Consider the following 18,765-nt stretch of genomic DNA (forward strand, 5'->3'; position numbering starts at 1 on the left):
CGCCGGGGCCCGGTGCGTGTTCGGGGAGGCTCCGGGGCGCTACCGCGGGGCGGCCTCGGCGAAGTCCTTCCGGTAGCCGGCGGCCAGGGTGCGGACCCGGGCCAGCTGCTCGCCGACGCGGGCCGGCGCGGTGCCGCCCTTGGCGGACCGGGAGGCCATCGAGCCCTCCACCGTGAGCACCTCGCGCACCTGCGGGGTGAGGTGCTCGGAGACGGCCGCGAGGTCGGCGTCGGAGAGGTCCGGCAGGTCGATGCCGCGCTCCTCGCAGACCCGGACGCAGGCGCCGGCGATCTCGTGCGCCTCGCGGAACGGCACCCGCTGCCGGACCAGCCACTCGGCGATGTCGGTGGCGAGCGAGAAGCCCTGCGGGGCCAGCTCGGCCATCCGCTCGCCGTTGAACCACAGGGTGGCGACCATGCCGGTGAACGCGGGCAGCAGCAGGTGCAGGGTGTCCACCGCGTCGAACACCGGTTCCTTGTCCTCCTGCAGGTCCCGGTTGTAGGCCAGCGGCAGCCCCTTGAGCGTGGTGAGCAGCCCGGCCAGGTCGCCGATGAGCCGGCCGGACTTGCCCCGGGCCAGTTCGGCGATGTCGGGGTTCTTCTTCTGCGGCATGATCGACGACCCGGTGGAGTAGGCGTCGTCCAGGGTGACGAAGGAGAACTCCTTGGTGGCCCAGAGGATGATCTCCTCGGAGATCCGGGACAGGTCCACCCCGGTCATCGCGGCGGCGAAGCCGAACTCGGCGACCACGTCGCGGGCGGCGGTGCCGTCGATGGAGTTCTCCGCGGAGGCCGGGAAGCCGAGGTCGGCGGCGACCGCCTCGGGGTCCAGGCCGAGGGAGGAGCCGGCCAGCGCGCCGGAGCCGTAGGGCGACACCGCGGCGCGCCGGTCCCAGTCGCGCAGCCGCTCCACGTCGCGCAGCAGCGGCCAGGCGTGCGCGAGCAGGTGGTGGGCGAGCAGCACCGGCTGGGCGTGCTGCAGGTGGGTGCGGCCGGGCATGGCCACCGCGGCGTTGGCCTCGGCCTGGTCGGCCAGGGCGGAGACCAGGTCGAGCAGCTCGCCGGCGATGCCGCGGGCCTCCTCGCGCAGGTACATCCGGACCAGGGTGGCGATCTGGTCGTTGCGGGAGCGGCCGGCGCGCAGCCGCCCGCCCAGCTCGGGGCCGACGCGCTCGATGAAGCCGCGCTCCAGCGCGGTGTGCACGTCCTCGTCCTCCAGGACGGGGGTGAAGTCGCCGGAGGCGACGTCGGCCTCCAGCCGGTCCAGGCCCGCGAGCATGGCCTCCAGCTCGTCGGCGGTGAGCAGCCCGGCGGAGCGCAGCACCCGGGCGTGCGCCCTGGAGCCGGCGATGTCGTGCCGGGCCAGCCGCCAGTCGAAGTGAGTGCTCAGGGAGAGCGCGGCGAGCGCGTCGGAGGGTCCGCCGGCGAAGCGGCCTCCCCAAAGCCGGGTCACCTCTGGGTTGCTCACGGTCGGGGTTCCTTTGCTGTCGTGTGCCGTCTTGTTCGGGGGGTTCGGGTTCCGGCGGCCGCGGGCGCCGGTCAGGTCCTGCGGTCGGCCAGCCGGAGCAGCGCCGCGGCGAGCTCCTCGCCGCCCTGGGGGTCGCGGGAGACCACCAGGATGGTGTCGTCGCCGGCGATGGTGCCGAGGATGGCCGGGAAGTCGGTGTGGTCGATCGCCGAGGCCAGGTACTGGGCCGCCCCGGGCGGGGTGCGGACCACCACCATGTTGGCCGAGGCCTCCGCCGAGACCAGCAGCTCCTCGGCGATCCGGGTGAGCCGGGAGCCGGCCGAGGCGCCCAGGTCCAGCCCGCCGCCGCCGGCCCGCTGCAGCCGCTCGCCGCCCTCGCCGGGCAGCCGGTAGATGAGGTCGCCGTCCGGGGTGCGCAGCTTCACCGCGCCGAGCTCGTCCAGGTCCCGGGAGAGGGTGGCCTGGGCGACCTGCACGCCGGCGTCGGCGAGCAGCCGGGCCAGCTCGCCCTGGGAGCGGACGTCGTTGCGGGTCAGCACCTCGGTGATCCGGGCGTGCCGCGCGGCCTTGGTCATCGGGGCCGAGAGGGCGCCCTCGGAGGTCATCGGCGCCTCTCCTCCCGGGCCGCGTCCAGCAGGAAGCAGAGCAGGGCCTTCTGCGCGTGCCTGCGGTTCTCCGCCTCGTCCCAGACCGCGCCGGCCGGGCCGTCCAGGACCGAGGCGGTGATCTCCTGGCCCCGGTAGGCGGGCAGGCAGTGCAGTACGACCGCGTCGTCGGCGGCGAGGGCCAGCCGGGCGTCGTCGACCGCGAAGCCCAGGAAGGGGGCGACCCGGTCGGCGGCCTCGGCCTCCTGGCCCATCGAGGTCCAGGCGTCGGTGGCGAGCACGTCGGCGCCTGCGGCGGCCTCGTCCGCGGAGCCGAGCACGGTGGCCGACCCGCCGGTCTCGGCGGCGATCGCCTCGGCGCGGGCGAGCACCCCGGGGTCGGGCCGGTAGCCCTCCGGTGCGGCGATCCGCACGTGCATGCCGGCGGTGGCGCCGCCGAGCAGGTAGGAGTGGGCCATGTTGTTGGCGCCGTCGCCGAAGTAGGCGAGGACGAGGCCCTGGGTGCGGCCCCTGCGCTCGCGCACGGTCTGCAGGTCGGCGAGGATCTGGCAGGGGTGGTAGGTGTCGGAGAGGGCGTTGACCACCGGCACCGAGCTGTGCCGGGCCATCTCCTCCAGGCCCTCCTGGGCGAAGGTGCGCCACACGATCGCGGCGACCTGGCGCTCCAGCACCCGGGCGGTGTCGGCGACGGGTTCGCCGCGGCCCATCTGGCTGCTCTGGGCGTCGATCACCAGGGGCTGGCCGCCGAGGTCGGCGATGCCCACCGCGAACGAGACCCGGGTGCGGGTGGAGGCCTTGTCGAAGATGACGGCGACGGTCTCCGGGCCCTCCAGCGGGCGCCGGGAGAACCGGTCCTGCTTGAGGGCGTCGGCCAGGTCGAGGACCTTCGCCTGCTCGGCGGGGGTCAGGTCGTCGTCGCGGAGGAAGTGCCGGACGGTCGGGGTCATGCGGTCACCTCGTCGAGGATGGCGGGCAGCGCGCCGGTGAACTCCCGGGCTTCGGCTGCGGTGAGGATGAGCGGAGGGGCGAGCCGGACGGTGTCCGGGGCGACGGCGTTCACCAGGAAGCCGTGCCGGGCGGCCGCGGCCTGCACGGCGGGGGCGGAGTCGGAGGCGAGCGCGATGCCGAGCCACAGCCCGGTGCCGCGCACGCCGGTGATCAGCGGGTGGTCCGCGGCGCGGACACCGTCGGCGAGCAGCGCGCCGGTGGCGGCGGCGTTCTCCAGCAGGCCGTCGGCCTCGATGGTGTCGAGCACCGCCAGGGCCGCGGCGGCGGCGACCGGGTTGCCGCCGAAGGTGGAGCCGTGGTCGCCCTTGGCGAAGGCGGAGGCGTGGCGGCCGAAGCCGACGCAGGCGCCGATGGGCAGCCCGCCGCCCAGCCCCTTGGCCAGGGTGAGGATGTCGGGGCGGACGCCTTCGGCCTGGTGGGCGAACCAGTGGCCGGTGCGGCCGATGCCGCTCTGGATCTCGTCCAGCACGAACGCGGCGCCGGCGGCGTCGCAGATCTCCCGGACCCGGGCCAGGTAGCCGGCGGGCGGGGTGACCACGCCGGCCTCGCCCTGGGCGGGCTCCACGATGACCGCGGCGACGGTCTCGTCGACCGCGGCGGCCAGCGCGTCGGCGTCGCCGTGCGGGACGAACCGCACCTCGGTGCCGAACGGGCCGAACGGTTCGCGGATGGCGGCCTTGCCGGTGAGCGCGAGGGCGCCGGCGCTGCGGCCGTGGAAGCCGTTCTCGGTGGCGACGAAGACCGGGCGGCCGGGGCCGGCGGCGCGCTTGGCCAGTTTGATCGCGGCCTCGTTGGCCTCGGTGCCGGAGTTGGCCAGGAAGACCCGGGCGGCGGTGTCGCCGAGCAGCGCCTGGAGCCGCTCGGCCAGTTCGACCTCGCGCTCGTGCAGGAACAGGTTGGAGGTGTGGGCGAGCGCCGCGGCCTGCTCGGCGACGGCCTCGGCCAGCGCCGGGTGGCCGTGGCCGAGGGCGGAGACGGCGATGCCGGCGATCAGGTCGAGGTACTCGCGGCCGTCGGCGTCGGTGACCCTGCTGCCCTTGCCGCGGGCCAGCGCCAGGGGCGGCACCCCGTAGTTGGGCATCAGGGCCGCTTCGAAGCGGGCCTGCAGGGCCCGGGTCGCGGGCCCGGGGGTTCTGTCGGTGGTCATGCCGGGATGCCTCCGAGGGGCCGGTCCGTTTCGGCGACGACCATGGTGCCGACGCCGTCGTTGGTGAAGACCTCCAGGAGCATGGAGTTGGGGGTGCGGCCGTCGAGGACGTGCGCCTGGGGGACGCCGCCGCGCACGGCGCGCAGGCAGGCCTCCATCTTGGGGACCATGCCCGAGGCGAGCTCCGGGAGGAGCGCCTCCAGTTCGGAGGCGGTGAGTCTGCTGATCAGCTCCTCGCAGGCCGGGTAGTCGGCGTAGAGGCCCTCGATGTCGGTGAGCATGATGAGCTTGCTCGCCTCCAGCCCGACCGCCAGTGCCGCCGCCGCGGTGTCGGCGTTGACGTTGTACACGGTCTCGCCGTCGCCCTGGGCGCGGGCGATGCTGGAGACGACCGGGATGCGGCCGTCGTCGAGCAGGGTGGCGACCACCCCGGCGTCGACGTCGACGACCTCGCCGACCAGGCCGATGTCGACCGGTTCGCCGTCGACCATGGCGGGTTTGCGCTCGGCGGTCATCAGCCGGGCGTCCTCGCCGGAGATGCCGACGGCGAACGGGCCGTGCCGGTTGATCCGGCCGACGATGTCCCGGTTGACCTGGCCGACCAGGACCATCCGGACGATGTCCATGGTGGCCTCGTCGGTGACCCGGAGCCCGCCGGCGAACCGGCTCTCCAGGCCGACCCGCTCCAGGTGGGCCTTGATCTGCGGGCCGCCGCCGTGCACCACGACCGGGCGGAGCCCGGCATAGCGGAGGAAGACGACGGTCTCGGCGAAGCGGTCCTGCAGCTCGGGGTCGGTCATGGCGTTGCCGCCGTACTTGACCACGACGGTGCGCCCGTGGAAGCGGCTCATCCAGGGGAGCGCCTCGATCAGGGTGTCGGCCTTGTCCATGGCCTGCTTGCGGGAGTTCATGAGGAGTACGCCGAGTTCTCGTGGACGTATTCGTTGGTGAGGTCGGTGGTCCACACGGTGGCCGAGGCGCCGCCGGCGGACAGGTCGACGGTGACGGTGACGTCCCGGCCGGTGAGGTCGACCCGGGAGCGGTCCTCGCCGACGCCGCCCTTGCGGCACACCCACACGCCGTTGATGGCGACGTCGAGCTGGTCCGGTTCGAAGGCGGCCGAGGTGGTGCCGACCGCGGCGAGCACCCGGCCCCAGTTGGGGTCCTCCCCGTACATCGCGCATTTGAAGAGGTTGTTGCGGGCCACCGCGCGGGCCGCCTCCAGGGCGTCGTCCTCGTCGGCGGCGCGGATCACCTCGATGGCGATGGACTTGGTGGCGCCTTCGGCGTCGGCGACCATCTGCCGGGCGAGGTCGTCGCAGACCTCGGCGAGCAGGGCGGCGAACGCCTGCTCGTCGGGGGCGGTCCCGGAGGCGCCGGAGGCCATCAGCACCACGGTGTCGTTGGTGGACATGCAGCCGTCGGCGTCGATCCGGTCGAAGGAGGCGGCGGTGGCGGCGCGGAGCAGCCGGTCGCACTGGTCGGCGGTGAGGTCGGCGTCGGTGGTGACCACGGCGAGCATGGTGGCCAGGGCGGGGGCGAGCATGCCGGCTCCCTTGGCCATGCCGCCGATGGTGTAGCCGTCGCCGCGGCGGAAGGAGATCTTGGCGACGGTGTCGGTGGTGCGGATCGCGTCGGCGGCGTCCAGGCCGCCGTCCCGGGCGGCCGCGGCGACGGCGGTGTCCACCCCGGAGAGCAGTTCGGGCATGGGCAGCCGCTCGCCGATCAGGCCGGTGGAGCAGACCAGGATCTCGGCGGCGGAGTCGCCCAGGGCGTCGGCGGTGCGCTCGGCGGTGGTGTGCGCGTCGGCGAAGCCGGGGGCGCCGGTGCAGGCGTTGGCACCGCCGGAGTTGAGCAGTACGGCGCGGACCCGGCCGCCCTTGGCGACCTGCTCGGACCAGAGCACCGGGGCGGCCTTGACCCGGTTGCGGGTGAAGACGGCGGCGGCGGCGCGGGACGGGCCGTCGTTGATGACGACGGCGACGTCCCTGGCGTCCTCGGACTTGATGCCGGCGGCGACGCCGGCGGCACGGAAACCGCGGGGTGCGGTGACGCTCACGGTGGGGCCTTTCGGGCGTGAATGGATCGGAGGGGCGCCGGTCAGGGGGCGACGGCGGCGGTGGGCAGGCCTGCGGTCTCGGGGAGGCCGAGCGCGATGTTGGCGCTCTGCACCGCTCCGCCCGCGGTGCCCTTGGCCAGGTTGTCGAGTGCGGCGCAGGCGACCATCCGCCCGGCGGCCTCGTCGACGGCGACCTGGACCAGGGCCGTGTTGGCGCCCAGGGTCATGCCGGTGGTGGGCCAGGTGCCCTCGGGCAGCAGGTGCACGAAGGGCTCGGCCTCGAATCGTCGCTCGTAGGCGGCGCGGACGGCCGCGGTGCCGGTGCCGGGTGCGATCCGGGCGGTGCAGGTGGCCAGGATGCCGCGGGGCATCGGGGCGAGCACCGGGGTGAAGGAGAGGGTGACCGGGCCGTCGGCGACCCGGGAGAGGTTCTGCACGATCTCCGGGTTGTGCCGGTGCACGCCGCCCACGCCGTAGGGCGCGACCGAGCCCATGGTCTCGCTGCCGAGCAGGTTGGGCTTGAGCGAGCGGCCGGCGCCGGAGGTGCCGGTGACCGCGACGACCACCAGGTCCTCGGCGGAGGCCAGGCCCTCGGCGAGGGCGGGGAAGAGCGCGAGGGTGGCGGTGGTGACGTGGCAGCCGGGCACCGCGACCCGGCGGGCCCCGGTCAGCGCTTCGCGCTGGCCGGGCAGTTCGGGCAGGCCGTAGGGCCAGGTGCCGGCGTGCTCGGAGCCGTAGAACCGCTGCCAGGCGCCGGCGTCGGTGAGCCGGAAGTCGGCGCCGCAGTCGACGATGAGCGCGGCGTCGCCGAGGGCGGCGGCGATCTCGGCGGAGCGGCCGTGCGGCAGGGCGAGGAAGACGACGTCGTGCCCGGCCAGCACCTCGGGGGTGGTCTCGGCGAGGACGCGGTCGGCCAGCGGGACCAGGTGGGGCTGGTGCTCGCCGAGGCGGGTGCCGGCGTTGCCGCCCGCGGTCACCGCGCCGATCTCGATCGACGGGTGGCCGAGCAGGATGCGCAGCAGCTCGCCTCCCGCGTAGCCGCTGGCTCCGGCGATCGCCGCCGTGTACCCCATGCTCGCAACTCCCGTCCAGGTGCCGTCCGGTCCCGATGGGACCATCATGCACCTGACTGGAATTTTATGCAACCCACTGGATAAATTATCTATGCCCGGCGATCCTGGAGGCGACCGCGGCCAGCCGCGAGGTGGTGGACAGCCGGCTGGTCTCCCGCCGGTCGGCGCCCCGGTACAGGCCGTGCGCGACCTTGCCGCCCAGCCGGCGCAGCGGGTGCGCGGCGCCGTCGGCCCCGGACGCCCAGGGCAGCCGGGCCAGGTCGCCGCGCTCGCCCAGGACCAGGTCGCGCAGGGTCCGCCCGGCCAGGTTGGCCAGCGCGACGCCGCTGCCGGAGTAGCCTCCGGCCCAGGCCAGCCCGGTCGCGGTGTCCAGCCCGACCCGGGGGCGGCGGTCCGCGGGCACCCCGGTCGGCCCGGCCCAGGCGTGCGCCACCGGGACCTCGGCGGCGGCCGGGAACATCCGCGCCAGCACCCGCCACAGCTCGGCGATGGCCTGCGGCGGGGCCGCGCCGGCGGCGGCCCCGGCGCCCATCCGGTGCGGCGCGCCGCGGCCGCCGAGCGCGATCCGCCCGTCCGCGGTGCGCTGGGCGAAGACCGGCGAGTGCGCGGCGTCGGAGAGCACCTGGCCGCCCTCCCAGCCGATGTGCTCCCACATCTGCTCGGGCAGCGGCTCGGTGGCGATCATCGCGCAGGCCTCCGCCGCCCATTCGGCCCGGCCCTCGCCGAGCCCGCCGACGTAGCCCTCGACCGCCTGCACCACCACGTCGGCCCGGACCTCCCCGGCCGGGGTGAGCGCCGCGGGGCGGTTCTCGCCCTCGCCCGGCCGGACCCCGGTGACCTCGGTGTCCTCGAAGACGTCGGCGCCCAGCCGCTGCACCGCCCCGGCCAGCCCGGAGGCGAGCCGGCCCGGGTCGATCCGGGCGGCGTGCGGGGTGTGGGCGGCGGCGAGCTGGCCGTCCACCCGCAGCCACGGCTCGTGGCCGTGCTCGACCAGGTGCAGGTCCTCGGGCCAGTAGCCCCACTCCTGCAGGTGCTCCACCCGCTCGTGCAACCGGTCCTTCTGCGCCGGGTTGGTGGCGGTGATCCGCATCCCGCCCTTGACCGCGCCGGCGTCGATCCCCTCCTCCCCCGCCACGTCGAGGATCTCGTCGACCGAGGCCATCAGGGCGCGCTGCAGGGCGATCATCGCGCCCTTGCCGTACTCCCGGGCGTGCTGCTCGCGCGAGCCGGGGAAGTCCGCGGTGACCAGGCCGCCGCCCCGGCCGGAGGCGCCGAACCCGGCGAACTCCCGCTCCAGCACCGCCACCCGCAGCGAGGGGTCGGCCCGGAGCAGGTAGTAGGCGGTCCACAGGCCGGTGAACCCGGCGCCGACGATGCACACGTCGTAGTCGGCCGGGCCCGGCAGCGCCGCGCGGCGCTCGGGGAGACCGGTGTCCCGGTACCACAGGGACACCCCTCCGTTGCGGAACTCCTCCGAGCGGGGTACAGCGCGCATCTCGGCCGCGCTGGCGAAGAGTTTCACTGGGCCGCCCCTCCGTGGCCTCTGCTGTTCTACTGCCGGCCAAGCGTATCGGGGCGGCCCGGGCGGTGCGCGGGCAGGACCGGCCGGTCAGTCCCGCGCGCTGTCCCGCAGCCGGCGCGCCAGGGAGCCGAGGGTGCGCACCCCGTCCGGGCCCAGCACGTCCAGCACGTGCCGGCGGAGCAGCTCGGCGTGGCGGGTCTTCACCTCGCCGGCGAGCTCGCTCCCGGCAGGGGTGAGCGCGGCGTAGACCACGCGGCGGTCCTCCGGACAGGACTCCCGGGCCAGGTAGCCCTTGGCCGCCAGCCGGTCGGCGAGCTTGGTGAAGCCCCCGCTGCTCAGGCTGACCTCGCGGGCCAGCACGCTCATCGGGAGCCGGTGGCCGGGCGAGCGCTGCAGCCGGAGCAGCACCTCGAACCAGGGCCCGGACATCTCCTCCCCGCCGGGGTGCACCCCCTCCAGCAGCAGCGGGGAGACCGCCTTGAACGCCTCGACCAGCAGCCCCCAGTCGGTGATCAGCTCGTCGTCGGCCTGTTCCTGCGCCGACCGCGCGCGGTCGGCCTCCAGCGCGTCCCCCATGGCCCCGTCTCTCCGTTCCCCGCCAATGTAAGTATCTTCCTAGTAAACTAACACTGGTGCGGAGCGCTCTGTTCCCGACCCCGCCCGCAGGGCCCGCCGGGGCGGGCACGCGGAACGGGGCGGAGCGCCGCTGCGGCGCTCCGCCCCGTTCCGCGTCTCCGGGGGCCGGTCCCGGTCAGCGGGCCGCGACCGCGTCCAGGGCCGCGCGCAGCGTGGCCACCAGGTGCTCGATCTGCTCCCAGGTGATGACCAGCGGCGGCGAGACGAGCAGCGCGTTCGGCACCGCGCGCAGGATCACCCCGCGCGCCCGCGCCTCGGCGAACACGTCCGCGGGGCGCACGCCCCGCTCGGTCAGCGCCTCCTCGGTGAGCTCCACCGCGGCCATCACCCCGGTGCCGGAGCGGACCTCGCGCACCAGCGGGTGGTCCTCCAGGGTGCGCACCGCCGCGTCCAGGTGGGTCTCCACCTCCAGCGCGACGGTGAACAGGTCCTCGCGCTCCAGGATGTCCAGGTTGGCCATGGCCGCCACGGCGCAGGACGGGTGGCCGGCGTAGGTGGTGCCGTGGTGGAAGGGGTTGCCCGGGCGGTCCCAGAACGGCTCGGCGATCGCGCCGGCCGCGACCACCCCGCCCAGCGGCAGGTAGCCGCTGGAGACGCCCTTGGCGAAGACGATCATGTCCGGGCGCACGCCGAACCGCTCGATCCCGAACCAGTTGCCCATCCGGGCGAAGCCGCAGATCACGCTGTCCGCGATGAACAGCACCCCGTGCCGCCGGCAGATCTCGGCGACCGAGGCGAAGTACTCCGGGGAGGGCGGGTACACCCCGCCCGCGCCGATCACCGGCTCGGCGAAGAAGGCGGCCACCCGGTCCGGGCCCACCCGCAGGATCTCCGCCTCCAGGGCCTCGGCGGAGTCGTGCGGGACCACCGAGGCGCTCTCCACCATCGGGCCGAAGCCCTCGCGGAACCGGTCCATCCCGATGATGCCGGTGCCGATGCCGTGCAGCCCGTGGTAGCCGCCGGTGCGCGAGATGAGGTGCACCCGCTCGGGCCGGCCCAGCGCCGCGAAGTACCGCCGGGCCAGCTTGGCCGCGGTCTCGATGGACTCGCCGCCGCCGCAGGTGAGGATGATCCGCGGGTCGGCGACCGGGGCGTGCGCGGCGAGCCGCTCGCTCAGCTCCAGCGCGGGGGCGTTGGCGAAGTCGCCGTAGACCGTGTAGGCCTCCAGCCGGGTCATCTGCCGGTGCACCGCGTCGGCGATCTCCCGGCGGCCGTGGCCGACGTTGCAGTACCACAGGCTGGCGGTGCCGTCGAGGTAGCGGTCGCCGGCGTCGTCCCACAGCCACACGCCCTCGCCCCTGGCGACGACGAACTTGGGCCCCTGGACGACGGTGTTCATATCGGAGAAGGTGTGCCAGAAGCGGCCGGGCTCCCGTTCTCCTGACGGTACACGCGTATACGAAACCACTGTTTCGGTCATATGGCGACCTCCGAGTCGGCCGGTGCGCGCCGGAGCACGCAGAAACGCCAATTCAGACAGCTGGTCCGCGTTGCCCGGAGAGCCCGGTGCGCGGCAGGTGCCTGCAGGCTAAGTCCCGGAGGCCTCCCCGTTCAAGAGACGAAACAGAAAACCCTGCCCGGATTAACCGGAGGCATGCGCACCGCCCCCCGCAGAGAACACTGATCTCCCTTATGACCTGGGAAAACAGCGTCGATAATTTTTTTCTCCCGATCCCTCGGAACAGGCCCCGGCGGGTGCCTCGACACGCGGAGGCCCCGCACCGGGTCGCCCGGTGCGGGGCCTCCTCCGCTTCGGTCCGCGGTCAGCCGCGCAGCACCGCGCCGGTGCGGCGGGCCGCCTCGGCGACGGCGGCGTCGCGGGCGGCGCCCGCCTCCTCCGCGGTCAGCGTCCGGTCCGGGGCGCGGAAGCGCAGCGCGTAGGCGAGCGACTTGCGCCCCTCGCCGGCCTGCTCCCCGGTGTAGACGTCGAACAGCCGGACCTCCTCCAGCAGCTCGCCGGCGCCGTCCCGGAGCGCCGCCTCCACCTCGCCGGCCGCCGTCTCCGACGGCACGACCAGCGCCACGTCCTGGGTGGCCACCGGGTAGCCGGAGACCTCCGGGGCGCGCGGACCGGCCGCGGCCCGCTCCACCAGGTCCAGGTCGATCTCCATGGCGGCGGTCCGCTCCGGCAGCCCGAAGGCCTTGACCACCCGCGGGTGCAGCTCCCCGGCGTGGCCCACCAGGACCTCCTCGCCGCCGGCGAGCACGTACAGCGCCGCGCACCGGCCCGGGTGCCACGGGGCGGTCCGGCCGGCCCGGACGGTGAGCTCGGCGCCGGCCGCGCGGGCCGCCTCCCGGGCCGAGGCGATCGCGTCCGCCCACAGCGCCGGGCGGCCCTCGCCCCACCAGCCGGCCGGCTCGCGCCGCCCGGCCAGCACCGCGCCCACCCGCATCGGCTGGTGCGGCAGGGCGGCGTCGATCCCGGCGCGCTCCTCGGCGGAGGGGGCGCGGTCCACCCCGGGCAGCGGGGCCCGCTCCGGGGCGCCCGGCACCGGGAGGTAGACCCGGCCCGCCTCGAACAGGGCGACGTCGGCGAAGCCCCGCCCGGTGTTGCGGACCAGCGTCTTGAGCAGGCCCGGCAGCAGGGTGGTGCGGAGCAGCGGCTCGTCGTCGTTGAGCGGGTTGGCCAGCCGGACCGAGGACCGGCGCGGGTCGCCGGCCTCCAGCTGCAGGGCGTCCAGGTCGCGCCCGCCGGTGAACGGGTAGTTCAGCACCTCGGTGTGGCCGGCGGCGGCCAGCGCCCGGCCCACCGCGCGGTGCCGCCGCTGGGTCGCGGTCAGCCCGCGCCCGGCCGGCGCGCGCGGCGGCACCGACGGGATGTTGGCGTACCCCTCCAGCCGGATGACCTCCTCGGCGAGGTCGTTGGGGTCGGTGAGGTCGGGGCGCCAGGTCGGCGGGGTGACGTCCAGTGCATCGCCGTCGGCCCGCACCGCGCAGCCGACCTCCTCCAGTCGGCGCAGCACCGTCTCCCGCGGGTACTCCAGGCCGGCGATCCGGCCGGGCAGCCCCGCGTCGATCCGGATCGGCTCCGGGGGCGCGCCCGCGCCGATGTGCGTGCCGCCCCGCTCGGCCCGGCCGCCGCCCAGCTCGACCAGGAGGGCGGTGGCGCGGGAGGCCGCGGCGGGCTGCAGCGCGGAGTCGACGCCCCGCTCGAACCGGCGCGAGGACTCCGAGGAGAGCTGGTGCCGGCGCGAGGTCCGGGCGATGTGGGTCGCGGAGAACAGCGCCGCCTCGATCACCACGTCGGTGCTGGACAGGCCGATCTCGGTGGCGGCGCCGCCCATCACCCCGGCGATGTTGACCGGGCCGCGCTCGTCGGCGATGACGATGTCGTCCGGGTCGAGCCGCCGCTCCGTGTGGTCCAGGGTCTCCAGCGTCTCGCCGGGCCGGGCGGCGCGCACCTCCAGGGCGCCCTTGAGGGCCCCGCCGTCCCAGGCGTGCAGCGGCTGGCCGAGCTCCATCATCACGTAGTTGGTGACGTCGACGGCGAGCGAGATCGGGCGCACCCCGCACAGCGCGAGGCGGCGCTTCATCCACACCGGGGTGGGCGCCTCCGGGTCGAAGCCGGTGACGGTGCGCAGCACGTAGCGGCCGCACAGCGCCGCGTCGTCCACCCGGGCCGGCTGCGCGCCCTCGCCGGGGGCGATGTCCTCGGCGCCGGCCGCGGGGTCGCGGAACGGCACCCCGTAGACCGCGGCGGCGTCCCGCGCCACGCCGCGGACGGACAGCGCGTAGCCCCGGTCCGGGGTGACCGCGATGTCCAGCACCTCGTCGCGGAGCGGCAGGTAGGAGAAGGCGTCGTCGCCGGGCTCGGCGGTGCCCTCGGCCAGCACCATGATGCCCGTGTGGTCCTCCCACAGCTCCAGCTCGGAGGCGGAGCAGATCATGCCCTCCGACATCCGGCCGTAGGTCTTGCGGGCGCCGATCTTGAAGCCGCCGGGCAGTTCGGCGCCGGGCAGCGCCACGGTGACCAGGTCGCCGGCGGCGAAGTTGGTCGCGCCGCAGATGATCTGCTGCGGCTCGCCGGTGCCGTTGGCGGCGCCGACGTCGACCCGGCAGTAGCGGATCGGCTTCTTGAAGCCGGTGAGCTCCTCGATCTCCAGCACCCGGCCGGCCACCAGCGGGCCGGTGATGTCGGCGCCGACCGACTCCACCGTCTCGACCTCCAGGCCGGCCTCGGTGAGCCGGGAGGCCAGGCCGCGGGCGGTGGTGCCCTCCGGCAGATCGACGTGGGCGCGCAGCCAGGAAAGCGGGACGCGCATCAGACCTCCATCCCGAAGGCCGAGGTGAAGCGGACGTCGCCCTCGACCATGTCGTGCATGTCCTTGACACCGTTGGCGAACATCAGGGTCCGCTCGATGCCCAGCCCGAAGGCCCAGCCGCTGTAGCGCTCGGTGTCCACCCCGGCGGCGGTGAGCACCCGGGGGTTGACCACGCCGCAGCCGCCGATCTCGATCCAGCCCTCCGAGGAGCAGGTCCGGCACGGGGCGTCCGGGTCGCCGACCGAGGCGCCGCGGCACACGAAGCACTCCATGTCCACCTCGGCCGAGGGCTCGGTGAACGGGAAGTAGGAGGCGCGGAAGCGGGTCTTCAGGCCGCTGCCGAACATCCCCTCGACGAAGGCGTCGATGGCGCCGCGCAGGTGCGCCAGGGTGATGCCCTCGTCCACCACCAGGCCCTCCAGCTGGTGGAAGACCGGGGTGTGGGTGGCGTCCAGCTCGTCGGTGCGGAAGGTGGTGCCGGGGGCGACCACGTAGACCGGCAGCTCGCGCGAGAGCAGCGCGCGGACCTGCACCGGGGAGGTGTGGGTGCGCAGCACCTGGCCGGAGGGGCCGCCGGAGGGCGCCTCGACGAAGAAGGTGTCCTGCATGGTGCGGGCCGGGTGGTCAGGCAGGAAGTTGAGGGCGTCGAAGTTGTACCACTCCGCCTCGACCTCGGGGCCCTCGGCGACCTCGAAGCCCATCCCGACGAAGATGTCGGTCATCCGCTCGGCGACGGTGGTGATGGGGTGCCGGGCGCCGCGCGGGGACCGGTCCCAGGGGAGGGTGACGTCGACGGACTCCTCGACCAGGACGCGGGCGTCGCGCTCCTCCTCCAGGGCGGCCTGGCGCGCCTTGAGCGCCTCGCCGACCTTCTTCCGGGCGCCGCCGACGCGCTTGCCCGCCTCGGCCTTGGCCGACGGGGGGAGCGCACCGATCTCCCGGTTGGCCAGGGCCAGCGGCGAGCGGTCGCCCGCGTGCGCGGCCTTGGCCTCCTTGAGCGCCTCCAGGGAGTCGGCGGCGGCGATCGCGGCCAGCGCCTCGTCCAGCATCCGGGCGACCTCGTCCGGGTGCAGCGCGGTCACCTCGACCGGGTCGTAATCATTAGGTGCAGACATGGTTCTTTCGCCTCGCGTCCCGCCGCGCCGCGGCGGGCTCCGGTGAGCAGGGCAGGATGAAAGCGTGGTGCGTCGGCACGCGCCGGGGCGCGTGCCCGCGTGCCGGGGAAGCGCGGCCCGTCGGCGGCCGGTCCGCTCAGGCGAACTCGGGGGTGCCGGCGGGCATGGTAAATCGGAACTCGGCGCCGCCGGTGGGCGCGCGGCCGACGGTGATCGCACCGCCGTGCGCCTCGATCAGGCCTTTGACGATGAACAGGCCGAGACCGGTCCCGCCGCGGCGCCGCGAGCGCCAGAACTGGCGGAAGACGCGCGGCACGGCCTCGGGCGGGATGCCCGTGCCTTCGTCGCGCACCGTCACGGCCGCTCCCTCCTCATGGGGCTCGATCACTACAGTGACAGTACCAGCGCCGTGCCGCACGGCGTTTTCCAGCAGGTTGGACATGATCTGCTCGATCTTGTCCGCGTCCAGCCACAGCTCCGGCAGCGGGCCGCGGACCTGGAGCCGGAAGCCGTCGGCGGGGTCGCCGGCGGCGACCCGGCCGGCGATGATCTTGCGGACCCGCGCGGGCAGGTCGACCACGGCCCGGCGCAGTTCGAGCCGGCCGGACTCGATCCGGGAGACGCTGAGCAGCTCGGTGATGAGCCGGGTGACCCGGTCGGCGTCGGCGTTGACCGTCTCCAGCATGAAGATCTTCTGCCGCTCGGTGAGCCGGTCCCAGCGGGCCAGCACGGTGGCGGTGAACCCCTTGACGCTGGTCAGCGGGGAGCGCAGTTCGTGGGCGACGGTGGAGACCAGGTCGGCGCGGCTGCGCTCGCCGCGCTCCCGCGGGGCGCAGTCGCGGACCGTGACCACCAGGCGGGACAGCTCCCCGGCCGGGCGGTCGCGCACGTAGCGGGCGGCCATCAGCACCTCGCGGCCGTCCGGCAGCAGCAGCCGCTGCTCCGGCTGGCGGGTGCGGATGCGCAGGCCCCCGTAGGGGTCGGAGAGCTTCCACCAGTCGCGGCCGTCGGGGTCGGTGAGCGGGAGGGCGTCGCGGAAGTCGCGGCCGATCGCCGAGGAGGCCGGGATACGGCACAGCCGCGCGGCCATCCGGTTGAAGGCGACCACGCGGCCGTCGCGATCGGCGACGAGCAGGCCGTCCGGTAGGTCGTCGGCGGCGAGCGCCGCGCCGGGTTCCGCCGATTGGTCGCCGCCCACGACCGCCTCCCGCACCGTGCTCCCCCTCCGCCCTCCCGCGGTGCGCAGGGGGCGTCACCCTATGTCATTACCCTGCCTTGAGCGCCGCTATCCGCGAACGTCGATGACACAGAGAGTATCGGCGACGGCGGGGGCATGGGCAACCCGCGGGCGACCCGTAATCCGGGTCGCCGCCGCGGGCCGCTAGGACCGCTCCGCATCGCGGCGCTGCTCGCGGGCGGTGGTGTAGAGGCACACCGCCGCGGCGGTGGCCAGGTTGAGGCTCTCCGCGCCGCCGTAGATGGGCACCCGGACGGCGCCGTCGGTCAGTGCGATGGTCTCCTCCGGCAGCCCCCAGGCCTCGTTGCCGAAGACCCACGCCACCGGGCCGTCCAGGGCGCCGGAGTCGGCCGCCTGGTGCAGGTCGCGGTCGCCGGCGCCGTCCGCGGCGAGCACCGCCGCGCCCTCGGCCCGCAGCGCCGCGGTGACCTCGGCGGCCGGCGCGCCGACCACCACCGGGAGGTGGAACAGGCTGCCCGCGGAGGCGCGGACGCACTTGCCGTTGTAGGGGTCGACCGAGGCGTCGGTGAACACGACGGCGTCGGCGCCCGCGGCGTCCGCGGTGCGCAGCACGGTGCCGGCGTTGCCGGGGTCGCGCACGTGGGAGAGGACCGCCACCAGGCGGGCGCCGGAGACCTCGGAGAGCGGCACGTCGAGGAACTCGCAGACCGCGACGATGCCCTGCGGGGTGACGGTCTGCGCGAGCTCGGCCATCACCTCCATGCTGACCCGGTGCACCGGGACGCCGGCGGCGTAGGCCGCGTCGGTCAGTTCGAGGTGGCGCTGCACCGCCTCGGCGGTGGCGAACACCTCCACCGCCGCCCCGGGGCGGGCCAGCGCCTCGCGCACCGCCTGCGGCCCCTCTGCGAGGAAGCGCCGCTCACGCTGCCGGAACGCGCGTTTGGCGAGCCGACGAGCCGCCTTGATCCGGGGGGAGCGGATGCTGGTGAACTCGTGGCCCGCCGTCACGCGATCGCCTTCGGCGCTCAGGCCGCGGCCTGCTGCCGGGCGGAGTCGGGCAGCGCCTTCTTCGCGGTCTCCACCAGGGAGGCGAAGGCGGCCTGGTCGTTCACCGCGAGCTCGGCGAGCATGCGGCGGTCGACCTCGATGCCGGAGGCCTTGAGGCCCTGCATGAACCGGTTGTAGGTGAGGCCGTTGGCGCGGGCGCCGGCGTTGATGCGCTGGATCCACAGGCGGCGGAACTGCCCCTTCCGGTCCTTGCGGTCCCGGTAGGAGTAGGTCATGGAGTGGAGCATCTGCTCCTTGGCCTTGCGGTACAGGCGCGAACGCTGGCCGCGGTAGCCGCTGGCGCGCTCGAGGACGACCCGGCGCTTCTTCTTGGCGTTGAGAGCCCGCTTCACGCGTGCCATGTGACTCCCTCAAGGTTTCCGGCGGCGCTCACCGCGCCGCCGCCGACCCGGGCGGATCCGCCCGCGGCCGATCATCGAACGTGTACGGTCGCGAAGTCCGGGCTCAGCCCAGCAGCTTCTTGATCTTCTTGGCGTCGGCCGGGGCCATCGGGACGTCGCCGCTGAGGCGGCGGGTGCGCTTGGTCGGCTTGTGCTCGAGAAGGTGGTTCTTGTTGGCCCGGCGGCGCATGATCTTGCCGGAGCCGGTCACCCGGAAGCGCTTGCTGGCTCCGCTGTGCGATTTGTTCTTCGGCATATCGCCGTCGTCTCCTCGTCGTCGGGCGCACCTCGGCGAGGCCTCGGTGCTTCTGGTGTTCGGCGCGATGGCGCCGGGCCGCGGTGCTGCGGCCCGGCGCACCGTACTCGCGCCCTGGCGCGGGAGCGGCCGGTCAGCCCTGGCCGCTCTGCTGCTCCTCGCGCTGCTCGCGGCGGGTCCTGCCGCCCCCCGCCGCGGCGCGGGCCTCGGCCTTGTGCTCGGAGCGGCGCTTGTGCGGCCCGAGCACCATGACCATGTTGCGGCCGTCCTGCTTGGGCTGCGACTCGACCGCGCCGAGGTCGGCGACGTCCTCGGCGAGCCGGGCGAGCAGCCTGCGGCCCAGCTCCGGACGGGACTGCTCGCGGCCGCGGAACATGATCGTCACCTTGACCTTGTCCCCGCCCTTGAGGAACCGCACGACGTGACCCTTCTTGGTGTCGTAGTCGTGCGCGTCGATCTTCGGGCGGAGCTTGATCTCCTTGATGATCGTGTTCGACTGGTTCTTGCGCGACTCGCGCGCCTTGACCGCGGACTCGTACTTGAACTTGCCGTAGTCCATCAGCTTGGCGACCGGAGGACGCGCGGTCGGCGCGACCTCGACCAAGTCGAGGTCGGCCTCCTGGGCCAGACGCAGCGCGTCCTGCACGGAGACGATGCCGACCTGCTCTCCGTTGGGTCCGACGAGTCGGACCTCGGGAACCCGGATGCGGTCGTTGATGCGGGGCTCGGCGCTGATGAGACCCCTCCCTAGCCTTGTCGTATGGGTGGTTCGTTCCCTGTTGGGGATCCGCCCTCCGCCCTTCCGGAGAAGGGTGCGGGAAAGCGAAAGACCCCGCCGGCCATGTGCAAGCGGGGTGATCCACCGGACGAGGCGAGGGGAGCGCGCACGGAGGCCATCGCCTCCGTGATGCGGCGCCCGCCGCCGACCGGAACCCGTTCGGGTCTCGCCCCGACGGGTGGGAGGATCCG

17 protein-coding genes are annotated in these 18,765 nt (G+C 74.6%); all 17 read right to left on the reverse strand.

Going from position 1 to position 18,765, the window contains the following annotated elements; genetic code table 11:
• Positions 1 to 39: 39 nt before the first annotated feature.
• Positions 40 to 1,467, reverse strand: coding sequence for an argininosuccinate lyase (argH, locus tag D459_RS0121735; RefSeq protein ID WP_026120638.1), 1,428 nt, complete (start codon positions 1,465 to 1,467; stop codon positions 40 to 42).
• Between the two features lie 71 nt (positions 1,468 to 1,538).
• A complete protein-coding gene (locus D459_RS0121740) occupies positions 1,539 to 2,072 on the reverse strand; it encodes an arginine repressor (protein WP_017595119.1) in 534 nt (177 codons plus the stop codon).
• Entirely contained in the window at positions 2,069 to 3,019 is a 951-nt protein-coding gene (gene argF, locus D459_RS0121745; protein WP_017595120.1) for an ornithine carbamoyltransferase, read from the reverse strand. The genes D459_RS0121740 and argF overlap by 4 nt, the downstream gene beginning before the upstream one ends.
• A complete protein-coding gene (locus D459_RS0121750; RefSeq protein ID WP_017595121.1) occupies positions 3,016 to 4,227 on the reverse strand; it encodes an acetylornithine transaminase in 1,212 nt (403 codons plus the stop codon). Before D459_RS0121750 ends, argF begins: the two co-directional genes overlap by 4 nt.
• Positions 4,224 to 5,138: an acetylglutamate kinase gene (gene argB / locus D459_RS0121755; protein ID WP_017595122.1), complete on the reverse strand. Its 915-nt coding sequence runs from the start codon at positions 5,136 to 5,138 to the stop codon at positions 4,224 to 4,226. The genes D459_RS0121750 and argB overlap by 4 nt, the downstream gene beginning before the upstream one ends.
• Entirely contained in the window at positions 5,135 to 6,286 is a 1,152-nt protein-coding gene (argJ, locus tag D459_RS0121760) for a bifunctional glutamate N-acetyltransferase/amino-acid acetyltransferase ArgJ (protein ID WP_017595123.1), read from the reverse strand. Before argJ ends, argB begins: the two co-directional genes overlap by 4 nt.
• 41 nt (positions 6,287 to 6,327) lie before the next feature.
• Positions 6,328 to 7,359 (reverse strand): N-acetyl-gamma-glutamyl-phosphate reductase, encoded by a 1,032-nt coding sequence (gene argC, locus D459_RS0121765; protein ID WP_017595124.1) that lies wholly within the window; start codon positions 7,357 to 7,359, stop codon positions 6,328 to 6,330.
• An 85-nt stretch (positions 7,360 to 7,444) separates the two neighbouring features.
• Positions 7,445 to 8,881 (reverse strand): NAD(P)/FAD-dependent oxidoreductase, encoded by a 1,437-nt coding sequence (locus tag D459_RS0121770; protein WP_017595125.1) that lies wholly within the window; start codon positions 8,879 to 8,881, stop codon positions 7,445 to 7,447.
• A gap of 87 nt (positions 8,882 to 8,968) precedes the next feature.
• Positions 8,969 to 9,457, reverse strand: a complete 489-nt coding sequence (locus tag D459_RS0121775; RefSeq protein ID WP_017595126.1) for a MarR family winged helix-turn-helix transcriptional regulator — start codon at positions 9,455 to 9,457, stop codon at positions 8,969 to 8,971.
• A 175-nt stretch (positions 9,458 to 9,632) separates the two neighbouring features.
• Positions 9,633 to 10,856 carry an aminotransferase family protein gene (locus tag D459_RS0121780; protein WP_017595127.1) on the reverse strand — a complete coding sequence of 408 codons (1,224 nt, stop codon included), beginning with the start codon at positions 10,854 to 10,856 and terminating at the stop codon, positions 9,633 to 9,635.
• Positions 10,857 to 11,280: 424 nt separating this feature from the next.
• Positions 11,281 to 13,779: a phenylalanine--tRNA ligase subunit beta gene (pheT, locus tag D459_RS0121785; RefSeq protein ID WP_017595128.1), complete on the reverse strand. Its 2,499-nt coding sequence runs from the start codon at positions 13,777 to 13,779 to the stop codon at positions 11,281 to 11,283.
• Entirely contained in the window at positions 13,779 to 14,894 is a 1,116-nt protein-coding gene (gene pheS, locus D459_RS0121790) for a phenylalanine--tRNA ligase subunit alpha (RefSeq protein WP_026120640.1), read from the reverse strand. Before pheS ends, pheT begins: the two co-directional genes overlap by 1 nt.
• 136 nt (positions 14,895 to 15,030) lie before the next feature.
• A complete protein-coding gene (locus D459_RS0121795; RefSeq protein WP_017595130.1) occupies positions 15,031 to 16,107 on the reverse strand; it encodes a sensor histidine kinase in 1,077 nt (358 codons plus the stop codon).
• A gap of 168 nt (positions 16,108 to 16,275) precedes the next feature.
• Entirely contained in the window at positions 16,276 to 17,100 is an 825-nt protein-coding gene (locus tag D459_RS0121800; RefSeq protein WP_017595131.1) for a TrmH family RNA methyltransferase, read from the reverse strand.
• A 17-nt stretch (positions 17,101 to 17,117) separates the two neighbouring features.
• The gene (gene rplT, locus D459_RS0121805) at positions 17,118 to 17,501 is read right to left on the reverse strand and encodes a 50S ribosomal protein L20 (protein ID WP_017595132.1); all 384 of its coding nucleotides are present in this window, start codon (positions 17,499 to 17,501) and stop codon (positions 17,118 to 17,120) included.
• 103 nt (positions 17,502 to 17,604) lie between these two features.
• Positions 17,605 to 17,796, reverse strand: a complete 192-nt coding sequence (gene rpmI / locus D459_RS0121810; protein WP_017595133.1) for a 50S ribosomal protein L35 — start codon at positions 17,794 to 17,796, stop codon at positions 17,605 to 17,607.
• A gap of 133 nt (positions 17,797 to 17,929) precedes the next feature.
• On the reverse strand, positions 17,930 to 18,583 hold the full coding sequence (gene infC, locus D459_RS32380) for a translation initiation factor IF-3 (protein WP_040710776.1): 654 nt from the start codon (positions 18,581 to 18,583) through the stop codon (positions 17,930 to 17,932).
• Between the last annotated feature and the right edge of the window lie 182 nt (positions 18,584 to 18,765).

It is taken from the genome of Nocardiopsis potens DSM 45234, assembly GCF_000341105.1.
In the GTDB taxonomy this organism is placed as follows: Bacteria; Actinomycetota; Actinomycetes; order Streptosporangiales; family Streptosporangiaceae; genus Nocardiopsis_A; species Nocardiopsis_A potens.

Coding starts and splice junctions, on each gene's coding strand:
- D459_RS0121740 (WP_017595119.1), bottom strand. CDS start 2,072: ATGACCTCCGAGGGCGCCCTCTCGGCCCCGATGACCAAGGCCGCGCGG.
- argF (WP_017595120.1), bottom strand. CDS start 3,019: ATGACCCCGACCGTCCGGCACTTCCTCCGCGACGACGACCTGACCCCC.
- D459_RS0121750 (WP_017595121.1), bottom strand. CDS start 4,227: ATGACCACCGACAGAACCCCCGGGCCCGCGACCCGGGCCCTGCAGGCC.
- argB (WP_017595122.1), bottom strand. CDS start 5,138: ATGAACTCCCGCAAGCAGGCCATGGACAAGGCCGACACCCTGATCGAG.
- argC (WP_017595124.1), bottom strand. CDS start 7,359: ATGGGGTACACGGCGGCGATCGCCGGAGCCAGCGGCTACGCGGGAGGC.
- D459_RS0121775 (WP_017595126.1), bottom strand. CDS start 9,457: ATGGGGGACGCGCTGGAGGCCGACCGCGCGCGGTCGGCGCAGGAACAG.
- D459_RS0121780 (WP_017595127.1), bottom strand. CDS start 10,856: ATGAACACCGTCGTCCAGGGGCCCAAGTTCGTCGTCGCCAGGGGCGAG.
- pheT (WP_017595128.1), bottom strand. CDS start 13,779: ATGCGCGTCCCGCTTTCCTGGCTGCGCGCCCACGTCGATCTGCCGGAG.
- pheS (WP_026120640.1), bottom strand. CDS start 14,894: ATGTCTGCACCTAATGATTACGACCCGGTCGAGGTGACCGCGCTGCAC.
- rplT (WP_017595132.1), bottom strand. CDS start 17,501: ATGGCACGCGTGAAGCGGGCTCTCAACGCCAAGAAGAAGCGCCGGGTC.
- rpmI (WP_017595133.1), bottom strand. CDS start 17,796: ATGCCGAAGAACAAATCGCACAGCGGAGCCAGCAAGCGCTTCCGGGTG.